The 20,882-nt window shown below is 52.9% G+C and carries 21 protein-coding genes; 6 read left to right on the top strand and 15 right to left on the bottom strand.

Features of this window, described 5'->3' with window-relative positions:
• Position 1: 1 nt before the first annotated feature.
• The 3 genes from kdsB to H0O22_RS09235 are packed head-to-tail and all read right to left on the bottom strand — an operon-like array spanning position 2 to position 3,507.
• The gene (kdsB, locus tag H0O22_RS09225; RefSeq protein ID WP_185186378.1) at positions 2–748 is read right to left on the bottom strand and encodes a 3-deoxy-manno-octulosonate cytidylyltransferase; all 747 of its coding nucleotides are present in this window, start codon (positions 746–748) and stop codon (positions 2–4) included.
• Entirely contained in the window at positions 748–1,503 is a 756-nt protein-coding gene (locus H0O22_RS09230) for an SDR family NAD(P)-dependent oxidoreductase (RefSeq protein ID WP_185186379.1), read from the bottom strand. The genes kdsB and H0O22_RS09230 overlap by 1 nt, the downstream gene beginning before the upstream one ends.
• Positions 1,504–1,545: 42 nt before the next feature.
• Complete coding sequence (locus H0O22_RS09235) at positions 1,546–3,507, bottom strand: hypothetical protein (RefSeq protein ID WP_185186380.1); 1,962 nt, start codon at positions 3,505–3,507, stop codon at positions 1,546–1,548.
• A gap of 178 nt (positions 3,508–3,685) precedes the next feature.
• Between H0O22_RS09235 and H0O22_RS09240 the strand changes: the two genes are divergently transcribed.
• Complete coding sequence (locus tag H0O22_RS09240; RefSeq protein WP_185186381.1) at positions 3,686–4,372, top strand: FkbM family methyltransferase; 687 nt, start codon at positions 3,686–3,688, stop codon at positions 4,370–4,372.
• Here H0O22_RS09240 and H0O22_RS09245 read toward each other — a convergent pair whose 3' ends face one another.
• From H0O22_RS09245 to H0O22_RS09270, 6 genes are all read right to left on the bottom strand, one after another.
• Positions 4,373–5,206, bottom strand: a complete 834-nt coding sequence (locus tag H0O22_RS09245) for a hypothetical protein (RefSeq protein WP_185186382.1) — start codon at positions 5,204–5,206, stop codon at positions 4,373–4,375.
• Positions 5,188–6,078, bottom strand: coding sequence for a hypothetical protein (locus H0O22_RS09250; protein ID WP_185186383.1), 891 nt, complete (start codon positions 6,076–6,078; stop codon positions 5,188–5,190). Before H0O22_RS09250 ends, H0O22_RS09245 begins: the two co-directional genes overlap by 19 nt.
• 66 nt (positions 6,079–6,144) lie before the next feature.
• Positions 6,145–6,846, bottom strand: a complete 702-nt coding sequence (locus tag H0O22_RS09255) for an SIMPL domain-containing protein (RefSeq protein WP_185186384.1) — start codon at positions 6,844–6,846, stop codon at positions 6,145–6,147.
• A gap of 93 nt (positions 6,847–6,939) precedes the next feature.
• Positions 6,940–7,236, bottom strand: coding sequence for a YciI family protein (locus tag H0O22_RS09260; RefSeq protein ID WP_185186385.1), 297 nt, complete (start codon positions 7,234–7,236; stop codon positions 6,940–6,942).
• Positions 7,236–8,678: a carotenoid oxygenase family protein gene (locus tag H0O22_RS09265; RefSeq protein WP_185186386.1), complete on the bottom strand. Its 1,443-nt coding sequence runs from the start codon at positions 8,676–8,678 to the stop codon at positions 7,236–7,238. Before H0O22_RS09265 ends, H0O22_RS09260 begins: the two co-directional genes overlap by 1 nt.
• A 64-nt stretch (positions 8,679–8,742) precedes the next feature.
• Positions 8,743–10,116 carry a hypothetical protein gene (locus H0O22_RS09270; RefSeq protein WP_185186387.1) on the bottom strand — a complete coding sequence of 458 codons (1,374 nt, stop codon included), beginning with the start codon at positions 10,114–10,116 and terminating at the stop codon, positions 8,743–8,745.
• Positions 10,117–10,186: 70 nt separating this feature from the next.
• Here H0O22_RS09270 and H0O22_RS09275 point away from each other — a divergent pair, with 70 nt between their 5' ends.
• Entirely contained in the window at positions 10,187–11,506 is a 1,320-nt protein-coding gene (locus H0O22_RS09275) for a hypothetical protein (RefSeq protein ID WP_185186388.1), read from the top strand.
• Here H0O22_RS09275 and hisB read toward each other — a convergent pair.
• Together hisB and fabI are read right to left on the bottom strand one after the other, a co-directional pair.
• The gene (hisB, locus tag H0O22_RS09280) at positions 11,496–12,110 is read right to left on the bottom strand and encodes an imidazoleglycerol-phosphate dehydratase HisB (RefSeq protein ID WP_185186389.1); all 615 of its coding nucleotides are present in this window, start codon (positions 12,108–12,110) and stop codon (positions 11,496–11,498) included. The two genes, H0O22_RS09275 and hisB, sit on opposite strands and share 11 nt — an antisense overlap.
• Positions 12,111–12,134: 24 nt before the next feature.
• Entirely contained in the window at positions 12,135–12,914 is a 780-nt protein-coding gene (gene fabI, locus H0O22_RS09285) for an enoyl-ACP reductase FabI (protein ID WP_185186390.1), read from the bottom strand.
• Between the two features lie 89 nt (positions 12,915–13,003).
• Here fabI and H0O22_RS09290 point away from each other — a divergent pair, with 89 nt between their 5' ends.
• Both H0O22_RS09290 and H0O22_RS09295 read left to right on the top strand, forming a co-directional pair.
• Complete coding sequence (locus H0O22_RS09290; protein WP_255439254.1) at positions 13,004–13,936, top strand: FAD-binding domain-containing protein; 933 nt, start codon at positions 13,004–13,006, stop codon at positions 13,934–13,936.
• A complete protein-coding gene (locus H0O22_RS09295; protein WP_185186391.1) occupies positions 13,933–14,406 on the top strand; it encodes a hypothetical protein in 474 nt (157 codons plus the stop codon). The genes H0O22_RS09290 and H0O22_RS09295 overlap by 4 nt, the downstream gene beginning before the upstream one ends.
• On the opposite strand, the gene H0O22_RS09300 is transcribed toward H0O22_RS09295, so the two are convergent.
• Positions 14,403–14,888 (bottom strand): hypothetical protein, encoded by a 486-nt coding sequence (locus H0O22_RS09300; protein ID WP_185186392.1) that lies wholly within the window; start codon positions 14,886–14,888, stop codon positions 14,403–14,405. The two genes, H0O22_RS09295 and H0O22_RS09300, sit on opposite strands and share 4 nt — an antisense overlap.
• 42 nt (positions 14,889–14,930) lie before the next feature.
• Between H0O22_RS09300 and H0O22_RS09305 the strand changes: the two genes are divergently transcribed.
• Together H0O22_RS09305 and H0O22_RS09310 are read left to right on the top strand one after the other, a co-directional pair.
• Positions 14,931–15,488: a thioredoxin family protein gene (locus H0O22_RS09305; protein WP_185186393.1), complete on the top strand. Its 558-nt coding sequence runs from the start codon at positions 14,931–14,933 to the stop codon at positions 15,486–15,488.
• 38 nt (positions 15,489–15,526) lie between these two features.
• Positions 15,527–16,750 (top strand): DegT/DnrJ/EryC1/StrS aminotransferase family protein, encoded by a 1,224-nt coding sequence (locus H0O22_RS09310; protein WP_185186394.1) that lies wholly within the window; start codon positions 15,527–15,529, stop codon positions 16,748–16,750.
• Positions 16,751–17,079: 329 nt separating this feature from the next.
• Here H0O22_RS09310 and H0O22_RS09315 read toward each other — a convergent pair whose 3' ends face one another.
• The 3 genes from H0O22_RS09315 to H0O22_RS09325 all read right to left on the bottom strand — a co-directional run bounded on the left by H0O22_RS09315 (position 17,080) and on the right by H0O22_RS09325 (position 20,842).
• Positions 17,080–17,850, bottom strand: coding sequence for a hypothetical protein (locus H0O22_RS09315; RefSeq protein ID WP_185186395.1), 771 nt, complete (start codon positions 17,848–17,850; stop codon positions 17,080–17,082).
• A gap of 908 nt (positions 17,851–18,758) precedes the next feature.
• Positions 18,759–20,204 (bottom strand): FAD-binding domain-containing protein, encoded by a 1,446-nt coding sequence (locus H0O22_RS09320; protein ID WP_185186396.1) that lies wholly within the window; start codon positions 20,202–20,204, stop codon positions 18,759–18,761.
• A 44-nt stretch (positions 20,205–20,248) separates the two neighbouring features.
• The gene (locus tag H0O22_RS09325) at positions 20,249–20,842 is read right to left on the bottom strand and encodes an acylneuraminate cytidylyltransferase family protein (RefSeq protein ID WP_255439255.1); all 594 of its coding nucleotides are present in this window, start codon (positions 20,840–20,842) and stop codon (positions 20,249–20,251) included.
• Positions 20,843–20,882: the final 40 nt, after the last annotated feature.

The following is a 20,882-nucleotide window of genomic DNA, read 5'->3' on the forward strand; positions in this document are numbered from 1 at the left end:
ATTAGAGATTATAGCCAGCTGCGAACAGTGGATCACTCTCCATCGCGACCCTCGCGCGCACAAGGTCATCTTGTACATCGACAGAAAACGAATCCCCATCCAAGGGAAGCGCTTGTAACCTCATATCATTTTCCAACGCCCTGAGGAGCTCAATACTTTCCACCTCCTCATTTGGCGAAGGACTAAGTGTTGAATAAACACGTAAAGCTTGCTTCGTAAAGCCTATAATGGACAAGTGCTTGTCAATAAAGTAACTAGGTGACGCATAAGGGCAAGGCAGTGATGCACGCGTCAGGGTCATTATTCTTCCTGACAAAGACGACTGGACTCGCACGATAGTCCTAGGAGAAGAAGAAGATACCTTTAACGTTGGAATAACGATATCGACAGTCAATGAAGACTTTATAGCCTCGGAAACAGCATCAATATGATCTGGGTTAATCAGAGGCTCATCACCTTGTATATCGACAATGTAGTCAGCATCGATCGACTCAGCAACTGATGCAATACGTTCTGTACCGTTAAGAAAAGAAGAATCTGTTAAAACTGATTCAATGTCATAGTATTTGCAGACATCAGCAATCTTTTGGCTATCAGTACAAACGATCACTCGATCCAAGCAAGAAGCCATTTTTGAGCGAATGGCAACATGCGCTATAACAGGCATACCATGGATGTCTGCCAGAGCCTTTCCAGGAAGTCGCGTGGAGGCAAGCCTGGAGGGTATCAAGCCAACAACTTTAGACATTACTTAGACATCCATCCTCCATCACAGGGTATCACGGCTCCAGTCATATATGTGTTGTCAGGACCAATAAGAAAGCAAGAAAGCTTTGCTACTTCTTCACATGAACCCCAGCGCGCCATGGGTGTTTGCTGCAGTGTCCACTGGTATAGATCTGGTCGATTATCTTTGAAAGAGTCTGCATAGCTACTAGATACAAAACCAGGCGCAATGGCATTTATCTGGACATTTTTGGTGGCATATTCAACCGCTACAGAACGAACAAATCCTTCTAGCGCAGATTTAGAGGTTGCATAGGTTGACAGGTCCGCAAAACCTCGCGTTCCCACAATAGAACTTACCACGAGAATATTAAGTGAGTGATTAAGTTGAGCGGCTCGCTTTATCAAAAACTTGGTCCACTCAATAACTGAGAGACAATTAACACTAAGGACTTTAGAGAATGTGTCCAAGCTGGCCTCTTCATAAGGCAAGCGTGAACGCATTCCAGCATTGAGAATAGCTCGTTGGATCTGCATGCCGTCATCAAGACAGTGGAAGAATCGGGAAGTGGCGGAGGAGTCGACAACATCAAGATACGATACTAATGAGTTACTGGAGTTCACTTCAGCTAGTTCCTGAATAGAACTATTCTTCGATCTTGTGACTCCTATAGTGAGATCATTCCATGGACTGTGCAAGAGTTCTCTAAAACAAGCCAAACCAATTCCTTGGCCACATCCAGTAATTAGTGTTGAAGATATTGGATCGTCAGTCATGTTCTCAGAGCAAATTTGCACGTGACTCAAGTCGATACAGATCTAGCTCGATAGTAGCGTAAGCCAATTGTTGTACTGTTGTGAGAAGAAGAATATTTCGGGTTTAGGGCTGTGATTGGTCCGGTAGTAAAGACGGCGGATACAACTTGCCAAAGTCGTGATGTCGGAAGCAGATTCAACGGACGCAAGACTAGAAGAGGGACTTAAGTCAACCAGACGTCCTGACAGATAGTTGACTGATGGCAATTGGGAATAAAGGGTATCCACAACTGCACTAGTATTTGAATCGAGTACGGCCAAGTCATAGCTTTGAGCAATGGATGAAATCGATTTGGTTTCGATCTTCATGGGCAAACCAGGATACTGATTAGGATCAAGAATAAGTCTGCATTGGGGATGTAGTTTGACACCGATATCAAATTGATGCTTTGGATAACTTCTTTGAAGTATAGATACAGCTGTTATAGTTGCCTTCAAAAGCTCAGATGTAGCCAATGGTTGTGGACCAGAGACGAGCAGTATGGAACACAATTGCTGACGAAAGCGATCGGTTGCTTTGTCTTCATCAGTACGCGGGTGACCTAGGGCCTCGTAGCGAGTAGCTTCAACATTGGAGAAAAGAAGTGAATATTTATAAAAAGAAGTGAGCTGTTGTCGGTTAACTGATCCATTTGTAAGAATTCTATCCGGAAGATAACGTGCGTGGCAGATAGAATGGTTTGAAAAACACTCCGAAGGGAGGTGGAAGAAACGCAAATCCCAAAACCTGACAATGCTATGCGGATAACCCAATGCCTCTATATTGTTATGCTTACGTAGTACTGCCAGCAGGCAGTATTCGAGGTCAAGATTTTCTTGAAGGAAAACAACCTTTACGCTGCCACGATCCAAATAGAAGCGATTAAAGATATTAGTATATAGATAGTAATAGAGTAAGGACTTTAAGCAACCAGTACCAGCATGCCACTGTATGTAGGATTTAAACGCAAGATGTGCTGCTGGTTGACTGGAACGTAAAAGTGCAACTGCGACCTGAGGAAGCTTTAGGAGGCTCTTTGACCAAGCGCATAAAGCCTGAAGAAGTACAAGTGGGGATAGGATGCTTTCAAAAAATAGTTGTCTCGAGCAGGAAGGAAGAGACTCTATAAGTTGCTGTGCTGATGCTGAACAAGCCTCTACGGAAGGGCTCACATAAGGAACATAGTGATGCAAGAGCTCAAAAGAGACTGCTTGCCGATTGAGATAGTGGAGTAGTTGGCCCCAATATACTGGACAAGCTGTTTCAGCATCCACACGCTGTAGGTAGCAATAGTAGTCTATGAATACGATTTTCTCCTCCTTTCGAGAAGTGGGTCTATCGGTGACCTGATGGGAATTCTCATTTCTCAGCCCTAAAGTAGAATAATAGAATCGTAGAGCCCATATGATTGCGGCAAACGGGCGCACCACGAGCTGTAAACAGACTCCACCTGCTTTTAAAGACAAAGCGCAGAGGCTCACAAGAAAGCTATTCGGAAGCTTTTGATTGACTTGCCAGTGAGAAGTGCAAACAAGATCTCTATGAAAGAGTTGATTTATTAATGCCCTATTGTGCAAGGATGCATTCAGTGTTGCGACTTCTTTGATGCATTCTTGGTGAGCAATAGTGTATATCGTAGACAGCAAGATTAACTGGTCTAGCCATGGTGACTTTTCGATATTGCACTTCTCGCCCACTGGACAAGGCCAAAATAACGAGAAGTAATCGTCAATAGCAAGATAGTCAACAAGTGAAGATGTGCCGACCTCAATGGTTGCAACATCATTTAGAAGCTGCAATGTTTTTTCTCGGATTACGGTCTTATTGGCTTGGATATAAGATCCAAGGGAGTCCTTAAATCGAAAGTCTTGATTGAGGGAATACATATAGATTGAACGCTCTTTCCAGCTCAGGAGAAGGTCGCCTGATACGAACCTGTCTAACTGCTCCTCTGCCTTGCCGTCAAAAGAGATGTAGAGCTTCATTCATGCCCATGTGCCTGGTGCTGTGACAATGTCCGAGCTCGGAAGCTCTTGGGGTCATCTTAGTATAAACTGAATTTACTGCGGTAGTTTCATGCTGAGAAATATATTACGGTCTGGCTGGGATCTCAGATTTAAAAAGTATTTAAATGTCTATCGGGAAGGAGCTGCACTGTTTAAAGTGGCAGATTTTGGACCTACGTGCAGAATGCGAGCAAAAACTTTTGAGCTAAAAGAGCCGGAAACTCTTGAATGGATTGATAGTATGTGCGAAACAGACATATTAATCGACATAGGTTCAAATATTGGCTTGTATTCAATCTATGCGGGCATGCGCGGTATAACGACGTATGCAGTTGAACCAGATGCATTAAACTTCGCCCTATTAAATCTGAATATAAATAAAAACAAATCCGGAGAACGGGTATTGGGTTTTTGTGTGGCGCTCCACGATCACACATGCATATCGACTTTAGCTAAGCAAGATTTAGAATGGGGTGGAGCACTTAGCTGCTTCGAGGGCAACACTGACCAACACGGCAATTCATTCAGATCAGTTCATCAACAAGGTGCTTTTGGGTTGTCACTAGATAGTTTTTGCAAGTTAGGCAAGATTCATCCAACTCATATCAAGTTAGATGTTGACGGGAATGAGCTATTAGTTCTTAGCGGGGCAAAAGAGTGTCTTTCAAACACTTCACTGCGCAGCGTCTTAATTGAGTTAGATGAGAGCAATCCCAACCATGCTGCTTGCGTAGATATGCTGAAGCAATCAGGTCTTAAGTTGCAAATGAAATGCCAGTCAGAGCCTGTGGCCCGCGGGGCATACAATACTAGCTTTAATTATATATATAGGCGTGAAGATTGATCAAGGATGAAATACGTCAAAACCAGTGCTTCTCGCTGGATTCTTAAATACAATTGGCCGACACAGTGGCATTGAGGATTTGACTACTAGATTTCCTTTGTAACCTGTAAAGGCTATGAATTCAGTGCCACGCGGAGGCAATGTTAGTTCGCACGTATCAAATTCGTTTTCCTTGCAACTTTTAACTCTTAGACTCATTTTTTTGACTGTCGGGTTGTTAAAGACTAGGTGATATTGGTCATCTTGAGAAAACGAGTATGCCGAAGTGAAGTCATAGGTTTGATTTCTCTTTACTGCAGCATAAGTATATTTATTTTCGCTTAAAGCTATTCCACCAAAGTTGCCGTGCACAACGGAACCAATTGATAATCTTCTGACTTTATATATTAAATAGCCTCTATGCTGCAGCCCTCTAGATTGCATAAGTCTAGCGATTAGATCATTATGGGCATCTTCTAGGTGCTGCTGTACCGGTTTCACATGATGGGTGAATGATATATATTGATCACTGGTAGGTGGGCAGGGGAGGTTGACACGCAAAAAAGGATCCGAGGTTGCAGATATGTGCTTAGAGATTTCACAACCTTTGGTATCGTAAAATTTGAAGATATGATGAACTGCAAGTGGTTCATCAAGCATCATTGAGTAAATATTCTCTGCAATAAATGTATTTGACTGAAATGCTGTTCCGTATATAAAAAAGTCACTATAGGACTTGCCTTGATCAAGCTTTGAGCGCAAAGTGAATGGGGAATATGATCTGTTTTTGATGTGCTCGCCGACGATAATAGCTTTACGAAAGTTTTTTCTGTTCATCAGTTGATTTGAAGCCATTTAGACTTCAGCTCAGATGTAAGCTTCATGTCATCACCCATCCAAAAATGCTCGGAAGGAGGGTGGGTATGTTCAACATTAATCTCCGGACCGGCTGATGAGCGGCTGCAATTAATGTAAATTGGTATAAAAGCACATGTTGTACATGTATAGGCATTAACAAGCAACTCATCCTTCTTGGTAATTTCATGCCAAGTGAAATGATTTTCAAGTGCGTTGAAACTTCCGACGGGCTTCCTCGATTTTGAATCAATTATATTAATTTTGTGCATTGCTTGACTCTCCGCAGATCTTTTAAGATTCATCAGGAGCAGATAAGCTTTTTGGTGCTCATTTGTGCTGCAAGAAAGATAGTCAAAGGAAAGCATGGACCCCTTAATCCTCGACATCGATGCTGGATACTCACCCTGATAAGAAGAGACGACTTCTCCGAGGAAAAATGAATATGTTGATCGCGGTGCGATGGGAACTCTATCAACTTTTAGTGCGGTGGGTTCTGGAAGCTCTTTCAAGCTTGCTTCGACTATTCTCTCGGATAGTGGGACTATCACTATCGTATTACTCCTATACTCAGGGTATAAAGACCTTGCAAAAGACGTCGATTCTCCACCTTCACATTTTCGAATCTCGATAAGCCTCCACTCCTGACCCATCAATGCGAAAACATGGAGCCACAGGTCGATCTCACCTCTGCCCTTACGAAGAGGGTTCAACAAATTGGTCGAGAGTCGATTCGTGACGATATTGGTAAAGCCAAGATTGGTCTCGATTTTAATCTGGCTATTGCCTGAATGGAAGGTGTATTCAGTCGGCAGTGGATAGTAATTGCTCATTGCACACAAGATGAAATCATCAACAGGGCCGACCTTCAACGACTCAGAATGTTCCGCTGAAATGTCCTGATAGTTCAGGACATTCTGCCTACTGAGGCTAAACCCTCATAAAATACAATAATCAAGCGCCAGGCTCACGGAGTTGCGCGGTGCAGGCGCCTCATCCGGATTGAAGCTGGCCGAAAGCGCGCGGTTGTAGGCCATCGGCCGGGGCACATAGCCACCACGCTGATTGATCCTCAGCAACTGCACCCGCCGCAGTCCGAGGGCATCGGCCGTGGCCTGAGCTTGGCGCTTGCCATCTGCCAGGGCCTGGCGCATCAATTGGGCTTGCAAGGTCTCCGCACTGCCGCTCTCAGCCAAAGAGGTGAAGCCGTTGAGGTTCACTCCGGGCAGCTTGCCGGCAGCCTGAATCACGGGGTCGTAATTCGCCTTGCTGACCTCGCCGGAGACATTGGTCGTCGCCCGCTGACGCCGCGGTCCGGCGCTGCCCCCACCAATCGCATAGGTCCTAGGCGCGGGAATCGTCATCCGCCCACTCACCAGGGGCGTCAAAGCGGAGCGCAACCGCTCCAGCCGAGCGTTGATCTGCTGCATGGCGTCGGCCTTAGTCGCCGCCTCCGCCGAGAGGCTCAGGTTGAAGCGGAAGGGATCGAAAGCGGTCGTGCCGCTTTGGCTGACCTGCAGCTGGTAAAGGGTGCCGCCGCATCGATCACCACCACCCGCCTGGGCGGGTTGAACCATGGCCAAGGGCATCAAGGCTGGCAACAAAGCGAAGCTGAAGGCGGCAGAACGCAAACGGAACATGGCTCAAACGGCTGATGATTCCGGTCTAGGGGCGATCGAAGGTGCAGTCACAACCGGACCCAGCCGCAGCTGCGACTAAATCCAACTGGCCCCTCAGATCACCCCGAGATCACCCACCGCAGGGCACCACTGCTGCAGCGTCCACTCCACTCCGCCACTGATGAGCATCGGATCCTGCTTGATCAGCGCTTCGGCTTCGCGGTAATCCGCGGCCTGCAGCACCAGCAATCCCCCCCCACCCGGCTGACCCTCGCCGTCAACGAGGTAGCCGCTGCTAAGCACCAGACCGTCAGCGCGCCGTTGCTCGACCCAGCAGCGATGGGCATCGAGATGGGGCTTCATCTGGGCGTAGGGCCTTAGAAAGCGCTCGGTTTTGATGAACCAGGGCATCAGGCCTGGGCCCAGCTCCCATGCAGACCATGGGGCACCGCCAAGGGGAGCTCCAGCACGGCCACTTCAGCCAGGCTGGCCGCATCCAGGATCACCAGATCGCTGGCGCAGCGGGCGCCGTTCCAAACCAGGCAAAGAACCCAGCCGTCATCCTCTGCCGTGGCACCGGGGCGGGGCACCATCACGGGCTCACTGACAAAGCCACGGGGGGCCGCACTCCAAACCTTGCCCACACCTGTGGTCAGATCCAACTTCTTGATCGCCTGCAGCGGGTCGTTCCCGCGCTCCCGCTCGGCCACAGCCATCCAGCTGTGGCGGGCGTCCAAACCCTGCCGCTCAGGGTTGACCATCGCGAACTCACAGGTGCGGGCCTCCAGCACCTCCGTGCTGACCGCACCGCTGGTCAGGTGAATGCGGCAGCGCACCAGCTGACCTTCCGGGATCGATTCGAAATCGACCTGGCGGAAGTCCACATCCGGACCGATCGAGGGGAAATCGTCGTAGTAGATCGAATCCACCACCAGTTCCTCACCCTCTTCAAAGGCGTTGAGGTGGTGGAACACAAAGCCCTCAGGGGCCGGGATTTGCAGCGGCTTCCCTTCACCGCTGCGGGGGATCAACCAGAACTGTCCTTTCTCTCCTGGCTTTGAAGCCAGGCACTGGGCCGCACCCTTTTGGCCCAGGACAAAGCCGGTCGGGTTGAACGCCACCGCGTTCTGCAGGAATACCGCCCAGTGCGGGGTGATCGCAAAATCATGCAGGAAGGCAAAGCCCTTGAAGCTGTGACGGCTGTCGGCCAACAGCGCTCCGCTGCTGGAGAACTCCATCAGCCGGATCGTGCTGCGGGGGCCGGTCTTCACCCCGAAGGTCACCATGCGCGGCTCGCCGTGGTGGCCCGGGTCAAAGCGCGGGTGCGCACTGAATGCCTCCCCCGGCTTGAGCAACCCATCCAGCCGACTCAAGCCCCGGGTTTCCAGGGTCTCTGGGTCCAGGGCATGGGGCTCGGCGGCTTCCCAGAGCGCCAGCAACTGATCCCCGAGCCGCACCACATGGGTGTTGGCGATGTTCTTCAGACGCAGGTCAAAGGCATTCGCGGCCAGACCGCCGGGCTTCTGGGTGCCAAAGACACCCCGAAAGAGGAATTTGTCCGCCCGCTCTTCGGCGTCAAAGCCCTCGGTCCGCACAAAGCGATTGCGCAGCTTGGCTTCGCCTCCCTCAAACGTCAGGGCCGTGATCATTCCGTCCCCATCGAAGGGATGATGCACCCACTTCCCGCCACGCTCGAGCCGGCCAGGACCGTTGCGATACAGCGTGCCCTGCAGCTCAGATGGGATCGCACCGCGAGAGGTAGTCAGCACCACCCCATCGAGCTCCACGCCAACGTTGCGGAAGGCACTGGCCCAATCCGAGCGGTCGTAGCCGAGTGCGGGGGCGACGGTCATGGGCGAAGACGCTGTACAACCCCGACATCATCGCGTAACGGAGTGTTAAGCGGGCCCTGGGCGCTCAGCGCAGTCGAGTGTTTCGCAGCAAGAACGCTGAAGGCAGTGCGTAGAGAGCCAACATGAACGGTAGAACCTTCGCGAAGGCCATGAACTCACCCACACCACCAGTCACAACACCCAAGTAGAAAACAGGGACCAACAGAAAACCCGCAACATCTAGAGAGAGGACCCTGATCAAGAACCAGAGCAGTACACAAATTCCTAGTCGGGAAACGGCGAGCCAGATGGCATATGACCAGACCGCTAAAGAACTCCTGAATTGAAGAAAGAATGGCAATGCCTGGGTCTCAACTAAATCAACTTGATTTTTCCCGTAGCATTGACCAATCAAATATTCAGGGAGACGGGACGGCTCATAGCCGAGAAGCTTCCTAACTAAAAGAGGCTGAGAACCTACAAATTCTGAAGCCAAAGGCCCTTTGAACAAGCTCAACTCGGGTACAAATGGGCACTTATCCTCTAAAATCAGATTTCGCGCATGAAGTGCCGTAGAGGAAGATCCCACTCCACTTAATCGATAGCCAAAATCAAGAGACAGACGCCGGTGCAAGGAAAACAGATGCTGCTCGATCTGGGCGAAATTTGGGGAAAAACCTGTCGGGCCAAACTGACCCTTAAGCACCGTCGGGAACGAGTACCCAACGATTAATAATGCAAATAAGAGCACAAAAAGCGCGAGAAGCTTACGCAAACCATGCTGAAGCCAAACCCCAAAGAGTGACGCAAGCGAGAGCGCAAACGCAACAGAGGAGATCAAACAGCATAGACGCTGGCGAAAAACAACAAACGCAATTATATTCAAAAGACATGCAGCCGACACAAAATAGAGAGATGATCGCTTCCTGATAGAAGCCCCTAGAACACCAAGGGCGATTGCAGGCCCAGCAGGAATAGAGAAGTAGGTCGAAACAATTACCTTGTCAACGAGATTAAGCGAGCCGAAGTCAAAATATTCAGTACCAATGATTGGCCCAAAGCGGAAAGCAACGATCGCGAGAAGCAAAGTCCCAGCGAAGGCATAGATACGCAGGGAAAATGATTTAAGGATATACAATAACTTCAGCTCAAGTGAAGCAAGACGCTTAAGGCGATTATAAACCTGCGGCAAAGCAATCAGCAACAGGAGTGAAAGAACCGAAGAAGCCCCAACCATCAAAGCGGCTTTCTGAAATAAGGGAGGGTAAATATTCCAGTTGAGACCTAATGAAGGATTTTCAATGAGATCTGGCCTCAACGCTCCAACGATGTTCGTCAGAGGACCAAAAAACCAAAACCAATATAACGAAATCAGCAGAGACGCAGCAAAGAGCAAAGAGCTTCTGCCATACAGCTGTCGGGAGACAAGACATGCCCCAAGCATTGTCAAGGCGACCAAGAGCTCAAGAATTAAAAACACACTGCCTTCCCTGGCCTAGTATGGGGAAACTCCACTTGGGCTCAAAAAGATGTTGGGCTCAATTGTAGCCTTCGCGCTTGGCCTCAACCTTCCCAGGTCAGTACTGCTATCCGGGATCGCCTTAGCTGGACATTCCGCATATCTACTGCTGCGTGAAAAAACAAGGGATAAAAAGTTTTCACCATTAAGAAGGGTCAGATCTAGTTTTCAAGGACCATATCTCGAAACTAGGGGCAATCAATGGCCACTGGTCCTTGTACTACTTCTAATTTTTGGTCTTCTTGTCACTTACTCTAGCCTGATTAACGGTCAAGGAAACATTTCTTTGACAATGGAATACTTGATATTAATCCCCATCTGCATCTCTCTTGCCGCAAGCAGGCTGAATCACACAACCCTTAGAGAACTCACGCACCTAGCCATCTTCTACTCAGCAGGGAGCCTCGTCTACGTTTTAGCATGCCTAATTCATACAAGATCACAGGGAAATTTCAATCTTTTTGCTCTGTTCTTTAAGCAATCACACAATGAACTTATTGCTCCCTGGGGACACTTCAACAACGCTGTAAATCTAAGAACCATTGAACAGTCGCTGCTCTTCCCAATATCCTTGCTTCCCGTTTCGATAGTCGCTTTCGCAAGAGGTAAAAACAAAGGCACAGTCTGGCTTTTTGCTTTGATCAGTGGAACGCTTTCGCTTTCCCTTTCACGCGCATTCAATTCACACTTTCCTCTTGTTGCTCTGTGCGTGAGCAGCGCATTGGCACTAACCTCGCTTAACTCTAAATATATTCAAGCAAAACATTTTCTACTCAAACAGAAAAAGCTCATCACAATTTCCGCGGCGACCTTAATTGCAACAATCGCAGGCTCTTATCTAACAGCAAAAAGCTGCATCATGATTGATGAGCGCTTCTCTAGGGCGGCTGAAGCAATCCGCCATTTGCCTTTATTACCACAACAAGGAACAGGCTTCTTGTTCTCATACCAAGAAGCATGCACGAATAAGACAGTCACCTTTGCCTCGACAGCAGGGGACTCCCTTCACAATATTTTTCTCGACTTCTCTTTGCAGGCTGGGCTCATTGCTGGAGTATCTCTTTTCACATGCACTGCACTCTTGACCAGAAGAGTCTTTTCGAAGTTGTTTAAGTCTCTCAACAATAACAATCAGGATGACATCGGATCGACTCTCGAGATGAGCGCTGCCATTTCGATGATTGGTATATCCTGGGTTCTTTGGCTATTTCAACCAGTATCGAGTTCGAACTTCTCTATGTTTATTTGTTCTCTTTACTTTCTAGCACTGTGCTCAAGTGCAGTCCTAACCCATCCAGAAGAAAAGCCACCAAGCCGGCTCACGAATTAGAGCCAGCCCGCTCCAACACACCCTTGCTGCTGGGCACCGCTCCAGCCCGGCGTGGATCCACCTCGGTGGCCAAGCGCAGCGCCCGAGCGAAGGCCTTGAAGCAGGCTTCCACGATGTGGTGAGAGTTCACCCCATCGAGCTGGCGGATGTGCAGGGTGAGGCCGGAGTTGTTCACCACTGCCACAAAGAACTCTTTGACGAGCTCGGTGTCGTAGGTGCCGATCTTCTGAGCGGGAATCTGCAATCCAAAGCTCAGGTGCGGGCGGCCACTGCAGTCGAGGGCCACCTGCACCAAGGCCTCATCCAAGGGCGCCACGAAGTGACCGAAGCGGTGAATCCCGCGCCGGTCCCCCAAGGCCTGGGCCAAGGCTTGGCCCACGGCGATGCCCACGTCCTCATTGGTGTGGTGATCGTCAATGTGGGTATCACCCACAGCCTTGATCTCTAGATCCACCAGCCCGTGGCTGCTGATCTGGTGAAGCATGTGATCGAGGAAGGGCACGCCCGTGGTTGCAGTGCACTGGCCCGTGCCATCGAGATTCAGCTTGACTCGCACATCGGTTTCACCGGTGACGCGATGGATCTCGCCTGTGCGCATGGTCATGTCCTCCTCAGATCAGTCTGCCGCTCACATGCCGGTGATGCAGTAACCGGCGTCGACATAGATGGTCTGACCGGTGATGCCGGAGGCCAGGTTGCTGGCCAGGAAGGCGGCGGTGCCACCCACCTCGTCCTGGGTGACGGTGCGGTGCAGGGGAGCCTTCTCCTCGACGTTGTGGATCATGTCGAGGATGCCGCCAATGGCGGAGCTGGCCAGGGTGCGGATCGGACCGGCGCTGATGGCGTTCACACGCACCTGCTTCTCACCCAGCTCAGCGGCCAGGTAGCGGACGGAAGCCTCCAGAGCAGCCTTAGCCACGCCCATCACATTGTAGTTGGGAATCGCGCGCTCGGCGCCGAGATAGCTCAGGGTGATCACGCTGCCGCCATCGCTGAAGAGGGGCTTGGCGTGCTTGCAGAGCGGAGCCAGGGAGTAGGCACTCACCTCGAGGGCCCGGGCGAAGCCCTCGGGAGAGATGTTCGAGTAATCCCCGATCAGCTCATCCTTACCGGCGAAGGCCAGGCAGTGCACGAGGACATCGATCTGACCCCATTGCTCCTTGACCTTGGCAAACACCGCCTCGATTTGAGCAGGATCCTGCACGTTCAGTGGCTCAAACAGGGTGGGGGCCAGGGGGGCGGTCAGCTCACGCACCTTGCCTTCAAAGCGACCCTTGTCATCGGGAAGGTAGGTCACCCCAAGCTGGGCGCCGGCGGCGTGCAGCTGCTGGGCAATGCCCCAAGCGATCGACTTGTTGTTGGCGATGCCGGTGACGAGGGCCTTCTTACCGCGCAGATCGAGAAGCATGAATTGGGCACTTGCGATTGGGGGATTCTCACCCAGCCACGGTCGTGGACTCAACTAGCCAGGATCAACAGACCCCCAAGACGCCGCCGTTGGCCAGTCCCACCCTGCGCGGAGTGCCCCTGAATTGGGATGAGCACCCGGGCGATCTCCCCCGCCAGTTCTCAGACCGCAGCGAGCTCGAGCGCACACTGCAGCAGCTCTTTCCTGAGGCCAGTGGCGGCTTGAGCCCGATCCCAGGGGGCCGGCGCAAGGCGGAGGCCCTGCTGGGCAAGGTCCAACCGGAGCGCTATGCGAAAGCCCGCAACTTTCTCAGTGGCCCCGTTACCCGGCTCTCGCCCTACATCCGCCATGGAGCGATCAGCCTGGCGGAAGTGCGGGATGCGGTCTTTGCCCGCACCAAGCAACGGCAGACCAGCGAGAAGCTGATCAATGAGCTGGGCTGGCGGGACTACTGGCAGCGCCTCTGGGCTCAGCTCGGCGACGGGATCTGGAGCGATCAGGAATCCCTCAAGACCGGCCATCACCCCGGCGCTTACGCCGAATCGCTGCCGGCGGATCTAGCCGACGGTCAGACCGGCTTGGCCTGCATGGATGGATTCATCCAGGAGTTGCACCAAACCGGCTGGCTCCACAACCACGCCCGGATGTGGCTGGCGGCGTATGTCGTGCACTGGCGGCGGATCCGCTGGCAGGCCGGCGCCCAGTGGTTCCTGCGCCACCTGCTCGATGGGGACCCGGCCAGCAACAACCTCAGCTGGCAGTGGGTGGCCAGCAGCTTCAGCCACAAGCCCTACTTCTTCAACCGCGCAAACCTGGAGCGCTACAGCGATGGCCGCTACTGCCAGGACTGCGAAGTGAGCGCCAAGGGCTGCCCATTTGAGGCCAGCTACGAGCAGCTCGAGCAGCGCCTGTTCCAGCAGCAAGCCGCGATCCGAGAGACGAGCGATCGCCCCAACCGCCGCCAACGCCCCTCGAGCTCCAAAGCCTCCGCCTTCAGCCGTCCCGCCAAGCCGAACCGATGAACCATCCGATCCTTTGGCTGCACGGCGACGCCTTGGGCCCCAGCAACCCCGCCCTGTTGGCCCACCCCGGTCAGCCGGCCGTGTTCGTCTTCGATCGCGAACTCCTGCGGGGCAAGAGTCCGACCACCGCCGATCCCCAGGACGCCGCGCCGGAGGCCGTCAGTCTCAAGCGCATCGGCTTTCTCTACGAATGCCTGTTGGAGTTGCCGGTCAGCCTGCGCCACGGGGATGTGGCCGAGGAGGTCCTGCGCTTTGCCCAGGCCCATGGCGCGGACGGCATCGTCACGAGCTCCAGCGCCGATCCCCGGGTGGAGAGCATCTGCCGCCAACTCGAGCAAACCCTGCCGGTGCAGCAGTTGGATCCGACGCCGTTCGTTGAGCTTGACGAAGGAGTGAATTTGGGGCGCTTCAGCCGCTACTGGAGGCAAGCCGAACGCGAGGTCTGGGCCGACTGGGCGCCGCAGGCTTAGGAAGCTGCGTTCTCCTCAGGGGGACTGAGCAGGTCCCGCTCCTCCAGCATCGGGAAGGCGGGAGCCGTGACCTCAGAGGCGCTTCGGGGCGGCGCCACCCACTGCCAACGGGCCTTGGGTGCGCGGTGACGGCAGAGGGCTTGCAGCTCCTGCCGCAGGGCCCGCTCGACGTCCTTACGGTTAGCCGCCTCAAAAAACTCCTCACGCGAGGCCAAACCCGTGCTGAAGGGACGGCTGCCGTTGCCGTTAAAGAGCCGGGCCGGATCCACCAACCAGCGGGGCTTGCAGACTCCGGCCTCGCGGGTATCGGTGGCGAGCCAGATGTGCAGCCCATAGCCGTCGGGCTGGTTCAGAACCGCCAAACCGTCGTGGGGCTGGGAGCGCTGCAAGGGGTAGGTCGTCCAGGTGGCGCTGCGGTGGGCAGGCACGCACCCCAACAGAGCCAGGGCCAGGAGAGCTGCTGCGGGACGGGGCCAACCCAAGGCAGTTCAGGGCACAATCAGCCCCATTCTGGTGGCGTTGTCATGGTGCTCACCCCGTCTGAAATGTTGCCCCTGGGAACGCCCCTGCCGGAGTTCTCACTGGAGCGGGCCGCAGGGGGGCGCTGGGAGACCGCAGCACTGAAGGCCAAGCCCGTGCTGGTGCTCTTCATCTGTGCCCACTGCCCCTACGTGATCCACATCGAGCCTGAGCTGGGTCGGCTGGAGCGGGACTACGGCGAGCAGGTGCAAATCGTGGCGATCTCGAGCAACAGCACGATCACCCACCCCCAGGACGGCCCCGAAGGCTTACGAGCCCAGGCCGAACGCCAAGGCTGGAGCTTCCCCTACCTCTTCGACGCCAGCCAAGCAGTAGCCAAGGCCTTCCAGGCGGCCTGCACCCCTGACCTTTTCCTGTTCAACAGCCAGCACCAGCTCGTCTACCGCGGCCAACTGGATGGGAGCCGTCCCGGCAACGACGAAGCCCTCACCGGGACGGACCTACGGGCTGCGATCGATGGCCTGTTGGCGGGCCGAGCCGTAAACCCCGATCAGCGTCCCTCGATTGGCTGCAACATCAAGTGGCATCCGGAGGAGGCCTAAAAGGCCGAGAACCGAATCAGGGCCTTAAGGTTGCCGGCATGCAGGTGCCCCCTTTCAGCCTCACCGAACAGCTGGCGCAGCTCGGGCCTGAGCTGGATGCAGCGGTTTTAGAGGTTCTCCGTAGCGGTCAATACATCGGCGGAGGGGTCATCGCGGCATTCGAGAAGGCCTTCGCCGAAAGCGTCGGCACTCCCTTTGCTGTGGGCTGCAACAGCGGCACCGATGCCTTGATCCTGGCCCTGCGCGGCCTGGGCATTGGTCCTGGCGACGAGGTGATCACCGCCTCCTTCAGCTTTTTTGCCACGGCCGAGGCCATCAGCGCGGTGGGCGCGACACCAGTCTTCGTCGACGTTGAGGAGAGCTCTTATCTGATTGATCTGGATCAGGTCGAGGCCGCGATCACGCCGGCGACCAAAGCCCTGATCCCGGTCCATCTCTTCGGCCGGCCCGTCGACATGGAGAGGGTGAGTTCCATCGCTCAACGCCACAACCTGAAGGTGGTTGAGGACTGTGCCCAAGCCAGTGGTGCCAGCTGGGCAGGCCTCCCGGTGGGCAGCTGGGGTGATGTGGGCTGCTTCAGCTTCTTCCCAACCAAGAACCTCGGCGGCGCCGGGGACGGCGGCGCGGTGACCTGCAAAGACGAAGCCCTCGCCCAACGGATGCGGGAGCTAGCGGTGCACGGGATGCCCCGGCGCTATCTCCACAGCGAACTCGGCTACAACAGCCGCCTCGATTCCATCCAGGCCGCCGTCCTCAACGTCAAGCTGCCCCACCTGAGCAGCTGGGTCGAGAAGCGAACCGCCATTGCCCAGCGCTATCGCGCAGAGCTGAGCGGCAGCAACGGCTTCGCCCTGCCCGAGGCCGGCCCAAAGGGGCACAGCTGGAACCAGTTCGTGATGCGCGTCCCCGCCTGCAACCCCAGCCCCGCCTGCGGCTCGACTTGCACCCCATCCGCCGACAGCGCCAACTTCGGCCTGCCGGAAGCCTGCTGCCGCGACTGGCTCAAACAGCAGCTGCAGGACGCCGGGGTGACGACGATCATTTACTACCCAATCCCGATCCACCGCCAGCCGGCCTACGCCCACCTGAATTACCCGCCCGGCTCGCTGCCGATCACCGAGCGCCTCTGCTCCGAGGTCCTCAGCTTGCCGATCTTCCCGGAGCTCAGCGCCGAACAGCAATGTCGAGTTATTGAGACAGTACAGCAAATCACCACAGCAGAAAAATTAGCACAAACAAATAGCTTTCTTCACAACAAATAATCCTCGATTGCCAAGACTTATCGATTCACTCGATCACAAGAATACGTCACGCTAAAAATATGGCCATCCCAGAAAATACGACCCTCTCTCAGGATCAAGTTTCGTCGAACCTTAAGGACTAATTTCCAAAGAAGAATGAACCCGCCAACGGAATACGCCTCAGCACTCGAGTGAGCCTAGATCTGAGAATTTCAGCATCTCCTTTCAAGCATCCGTAACTTTCAGACTGCCAAGTCGACAAGAATACAGAGGTATTGTGTATCATTCTTTTTGAGTCAAACAGATATAGACATCCCTTTTTCTCAAAGCATCCTAATTTCTTTTCAGGGTCACCAAAGAAATTGGACCATACGGTCAAAGTCTTTAGGCGAAGCCAGCACCCATCCGGGAGCCTCTATATGCTCAGGCCATGGATTAACAGCATAAGCCCTAAATCGAGGATTAATAAATTGGAAACGCGAATGCGGGAAGATCCTCGGATTTCCGTTCGCTGAAATCGACAAAGCCTTCACCCGGCCAGACGAAAGAGCCTCAATACGCCTGCTCTCCCAAGGGGGATCTGCAACGTATCCAAGTTTGCCAGAAAGCCTATTTGCTTTCAGTAGCTTTTCTAGACAAGATACCTGATTGTAATAAGCAAAAGAAAAAGCCCTGTCGACCCTCCCCACAACCATGACAAACGTCATTAATATTGCCGCTAAAGCCGATAGCAAAAGCCCAAGGCCCAAAGCCCTTGGCCATCCCGAACAAGTCCTAGCTTTAAGGCTATCTAGACCAAGGCCAAGATTGAATTGCTCGGCGCCTTCAAGGCGACGCGAAAAACCTACGATGCAAGAAAGAATTATAGATATTCCAACCGGGAGAAAATAGGCAGGCACCAACAAGCATCGCCACAGGCTCCTATCAAAAAGGTTTTCAGGAAGAAACATATACAATGATGCATTGATTACCATTGAAGAGCCAATTAGAAACAGTGTGCAGTCATCGATTAGGCAAATCTGCACCAAGACCAAACGGTCTTGGCTTGAATGCAAGAACAGGCATCTGGAGGACAAAACACTAACCAATCCCACGATCGAAAAACAGAGACCTGCCGCCATGAGCAACACAAAAGGCTGAGCCAATAATTCCCCCCATTAATTTGAATAGGCCGAGAATATGCCATTAAAAGACAGAGCTGATGCGACGTCTTCGCACTGGTGAAAACTCAAGTAATATTGAGCATACCCGATCAGCGAACCTAAGAATACAGAGAGAGTGCCGCAAGATAATCTTGAACTTTTCTTTAAATAGTCAGACTTATATTCATAGGCAAAAGCTAGCAGGCAGGCAAGAAAAAGCAATGGGATACTGGCCTGCAAAAAATGCAACCTATTACTAAATGATTAGATCATTGATAAGTAGAAAAGAGCAGAGATGATGATGAGTGAATGCTTCTTTTTTCGGGCATGACATGAAAGTATAAATATCAAGATGAAGCATGAAAGAACATTTAAGAGATTTCCACCATGCCTTGCAGGCAGGCCAACGGCATAAAAGATTTCTCGATACCACGGAAAAGCCAATAAGAGAGATAAGGCGACCAAACTAAATACAGTAAGCGAGGCAGCTTGCCTGCGAGAAGAGATTAAAGCAACTAAGATAAGAGCCCCGACACACACAGGAGAACCTGAAAGGAATAGTACAGAGAGAAAGGATAAAGGGTTGATTCGCTACCCAGTCTTGAAATAAATGCACTCAAATAATCAGGCCAAACGCTCGGAATGCGAGCATGAGTAATCTCGGACCACGAAAGACGCCCAGCAGATAAATGGACTAAATAATCAAAAGGCGCTAAATGATCGTTGTTAAACCAAAAGCTTCTTCCAGCAAGCCAATCAGAAGAACCAAGAAGAGTGATTAATAAAAGGAAAACCGGAGGCAGAAACCGAAAATATGCTGAAAAGAATACTAGGGCTTTCTTGATCCGAAAAGACCAATCGCATGCTTTATTAAAGCTGACTACAGACTATCCAATTGTTGAGTATATCTCCTTGAATCGTCTCTGCTGGATTTTGTGATTAACTATCAATCTCGGATAGCCGCGACGCTCTATTGGGCTGATCTCACCGCTCAGCAAGTCCTTGGTGTTGACATGCTTGAGCTCCGGTAGCCAACTGCGGATATAAACGCCTTGTGGGTCGAACTTGCTGGCCTGAGTTGCTGGGTTGAAGATCCGCAAGGGCTTGGGATCCATCCCGCTGCTGGCACTCCACTGCCAACCACCATTGTTGGCCGCAAGATCCCCATCGACGAGGCGGGCCATGAAAGTGGTCTCGCCCAGGCGCCAATCGCAGATGAGGTCCTTCACCAAATAAGAGGCGACGATCATCCGGCAGCGGTTGTGCATCCAACCGCTCTCGTTGAGCTGTCGCATCGCGGCATCAATGATTGGCATACCCGTCAGCCCATCGCACCAAGCCTGATAGCGCTCAGGCGCGTTTTCCCAGGGGAACAACTTCCACTGGGGCCGGTACGGACCGTCGGCGAGCTCCGGGAAATGGAACAGCGCTTGTTGGTAGAACTCGCGCCACGCCAACTCCTGCTCCCACACCTGAATCGACTCGCGCTGCTCATCGCTGCGGACCAACGCCTTGGCTTGCTGAGCGGCATCCCAGGCCTGACGGGGACTGAGGGTCCCGAACTTCAAGGCTGCCGAGAGGCCTGACGTCCCAGCCTCTCCCGGCATGTTCCGGCCGGGCTCATAGGACAACAACGGGCCGCCATCACAGAAGGTTTGGAGTTGCTGAGCTGCCGCGACCTCACCCGGGCGACAGGGGCAGAGATCAACTCCGGGAAAGGTTTTGCCAAGGGACTCGAGAGACGGCAGGTCTCGGAGCAGTGGCAGTCGCTCTGGCAGCTCGGCCCCATGGGCTAACAGTCCCTGGGGAGCGGGCCGCAGCGCTAACTCTCCAGCCGCTGCCCTGCGCTCAACCTGGCCAAACCAATTGCGCTTGAACGGTCCGTACACCTTGTACGGATCTCCGCCGCCCGTCTTGAGGGCCTCCGGAGCAACCAGGAGCTGATCCCAGTCCACCAGGACCTTTTGCCCCTGCGCCTGAAGCGCCGCAGCCACCCGTCGATCGCGTTCACGCCCGTACGGCTCCACATCACGGTTCCAGGCGACGACACCAGCACCGATCGCCTCGGCCAACTGTGGCAATACCTCCGCAGGATCCCCTCGAAGCAGCAGCAACTCACTACCGGCCTTGCGCCAATTGGCCATGAGTTCATTCAGGCTCTCGAGCAGAAACCAGACCCGAGCTGGCGCCATATCGGCGGCCGAGAGGATCGCCGGATCCAGCACAAACACCCCGGTGACCGCAGGGGTGGCTGCAGCCGCTGCCGCCAAGCCGAGGTTGTCGGCCAGGCGCAAATCGCGGCGATGCCAAAACAGCCAACGCTCCGGTGCCATCAATCAAACAAAATGAGGACAGTTAGCCCGGAAACGATAGAGGGTCACGAAATTTGACCGAGACGCAAATGCAGCAAAGACTCGACAAGGTTCCAGTCGGTAAGATCATCAACCTCAATACCATGAATACTGGACATCTCGTAGAGAGTGACAGGAGGTGCACATCTACAACGATGAAGAAGATATGCTTCTCTTGAGAATATATAAAAAGCTCCGTTCTCAATCAAGCAACCATCCCAGTCCTGACGGCGCGGTCGCGCTTCTGGATTGTAATTAATAGGCCTACCATCCTCTCCCCACAAAAACTGATGCTTTCGAACGCATGAGACCAGCGGCCTTCGATTATTTTCCTTGAATAGTTTGATTGCTTCAGAAAGGTGCGCACCACGAGTCAACGGAGAAGTCGCCTGAATCAAGAGTATGTTTGAAGGACTTACAACACTAAAAAAGTGATCAATCACATCTTCGGTAGAAGAACTGTCCTGCGCCAATCGACTTGGCCGGTCAACAAACAATACACTTTGATAACTGTTTGCTATAGTTTCTTTAATCTCTGGGTCTTCTGTAGATATATAAACCGGTACCTCAAGCTCCAGAGCGGCTTCAATAGACCAGAAGCATAAGGGCTTGAGAGCCATAGGCTTAAGATTTTTCCTCGGTATTCCTTTGGATCCGCCA

Source organism: Synechococcus sp. LTW-R, from assembly GCF_014217875.1.
GTDB lineage: Bacteria > Cyanobacteriota > Cyanobacteriia > PCC-6307 > Cyanobiaceae > Vulcanococcus.

Coding starts and splice junctions, on each gene's coding strand:
- kdsB (WP_185186378.1), bottom strand. CDS start 748: ATGTCTAAAGTTGTTGGCTTGATACCCTCCAGGCTTGCCTCCACGCGA.
- H0O22_RS09230 (WP_185186379.1), bottom strand. CDS start 1,503: ATGACTGACGATCCAATATCTTCAACACTAATTACTGGATGTGGCCAA.
- H0O22_RS09235 (WP_185186380.1), bottom strand. CDS start 3,507: ATGAAGCTCTACATCTCTTTTGACGGCAAGGCAGAGGAGCAGTTAGAC.
- H0O22_RS09245 (WP_185186382.1), bottom strand. CDS start 5,206: ATGGCTTCAAATCAACTGATGAACAGAAAAAACTTTCGTAAAGCTATT.
- H0O22_RS09255 (WP_185186384.1), bottom strand. CDS start 6,846: ATGTTCCGTTTGCGTTCTGCCGCCTTCAGCTTCGCTTTGTTGCCAGCC.
- H0O22_RS09260 (WP_185186385.1), bottom strand. CDS start 7,236: ATGCCCTGGTTCATCAAAACCGAGCGCTTTCTAAGGCCCTACGCCCAG.
- H0O22_RS09265 (WP_185186386.1), bottom strand. CDS start 8,678: ATGACCGTCGCCCCCGCACTCGGCTACGACCGCTCGGATTGGGCCAGT.
- H0O22_RS09275 (WP_185186388.1), top strand. CDS start 10,187: ATGTTGGGCTCAATTGTAGCCTTCGCGCTTGGCCTCAACCTTCCCAGG.
- hisB (WP_185186389.1), bottom strand. CDS start 12,110: ATGACCATGCGCACAGGCGAGATCCATCGCGTCACCGGTGAAACCGAT.
- fabI (WP_185186390.1), bottom strand. CDS start 12,914: ATGCTTCTCGATCTGCGCGGTAAGAAGGCCCTCGTCACCGGCATCGCC.
- H0O22_RS09295 (WP_185186391.1), top strand. CDS start 13,933: ATGAACCATCCGATCCTTTGGCTGCACGGCGACGCCTTGGGCCCCAGC.
- H0O22_RS09305 (WP_185186393.1), top strand. CDS start 14,931: ATGGTGCTCACCCCGTCTGAAATGTTGCCCCTGGGAACGCCCCTGCCG.
- H0O22_RS09310 (WP_185186394.1), top strand. CDS start 15,527: ATGCAGGTGCCCCCTTTCAGCCTCACCGAACAGCTGGCGCAGCTCGGG.
- H0O22_RS09315 (WP_185186395.1), bottom strand. CDS start 17,850: ATGGCGGCAGGTCTCTGTTTTTCGATCGTGGGATTGGTTAGTGTTTTG.
- H0O22_RS09320 (WP_185186396.1), bottom strand. CDS start 20,204: ATGGCACCGGAGCGTTGGCTGTTTTGGCATCGCCGCGATTTGCGCCTG.
- H0O22_RS09325 (WP_255439255.1), bottom strand. CDS start 20,842: ATGGCTCTCAAGCCCTTATGCTTCTGGTCTATTGAAGCCGCTCTGGAG.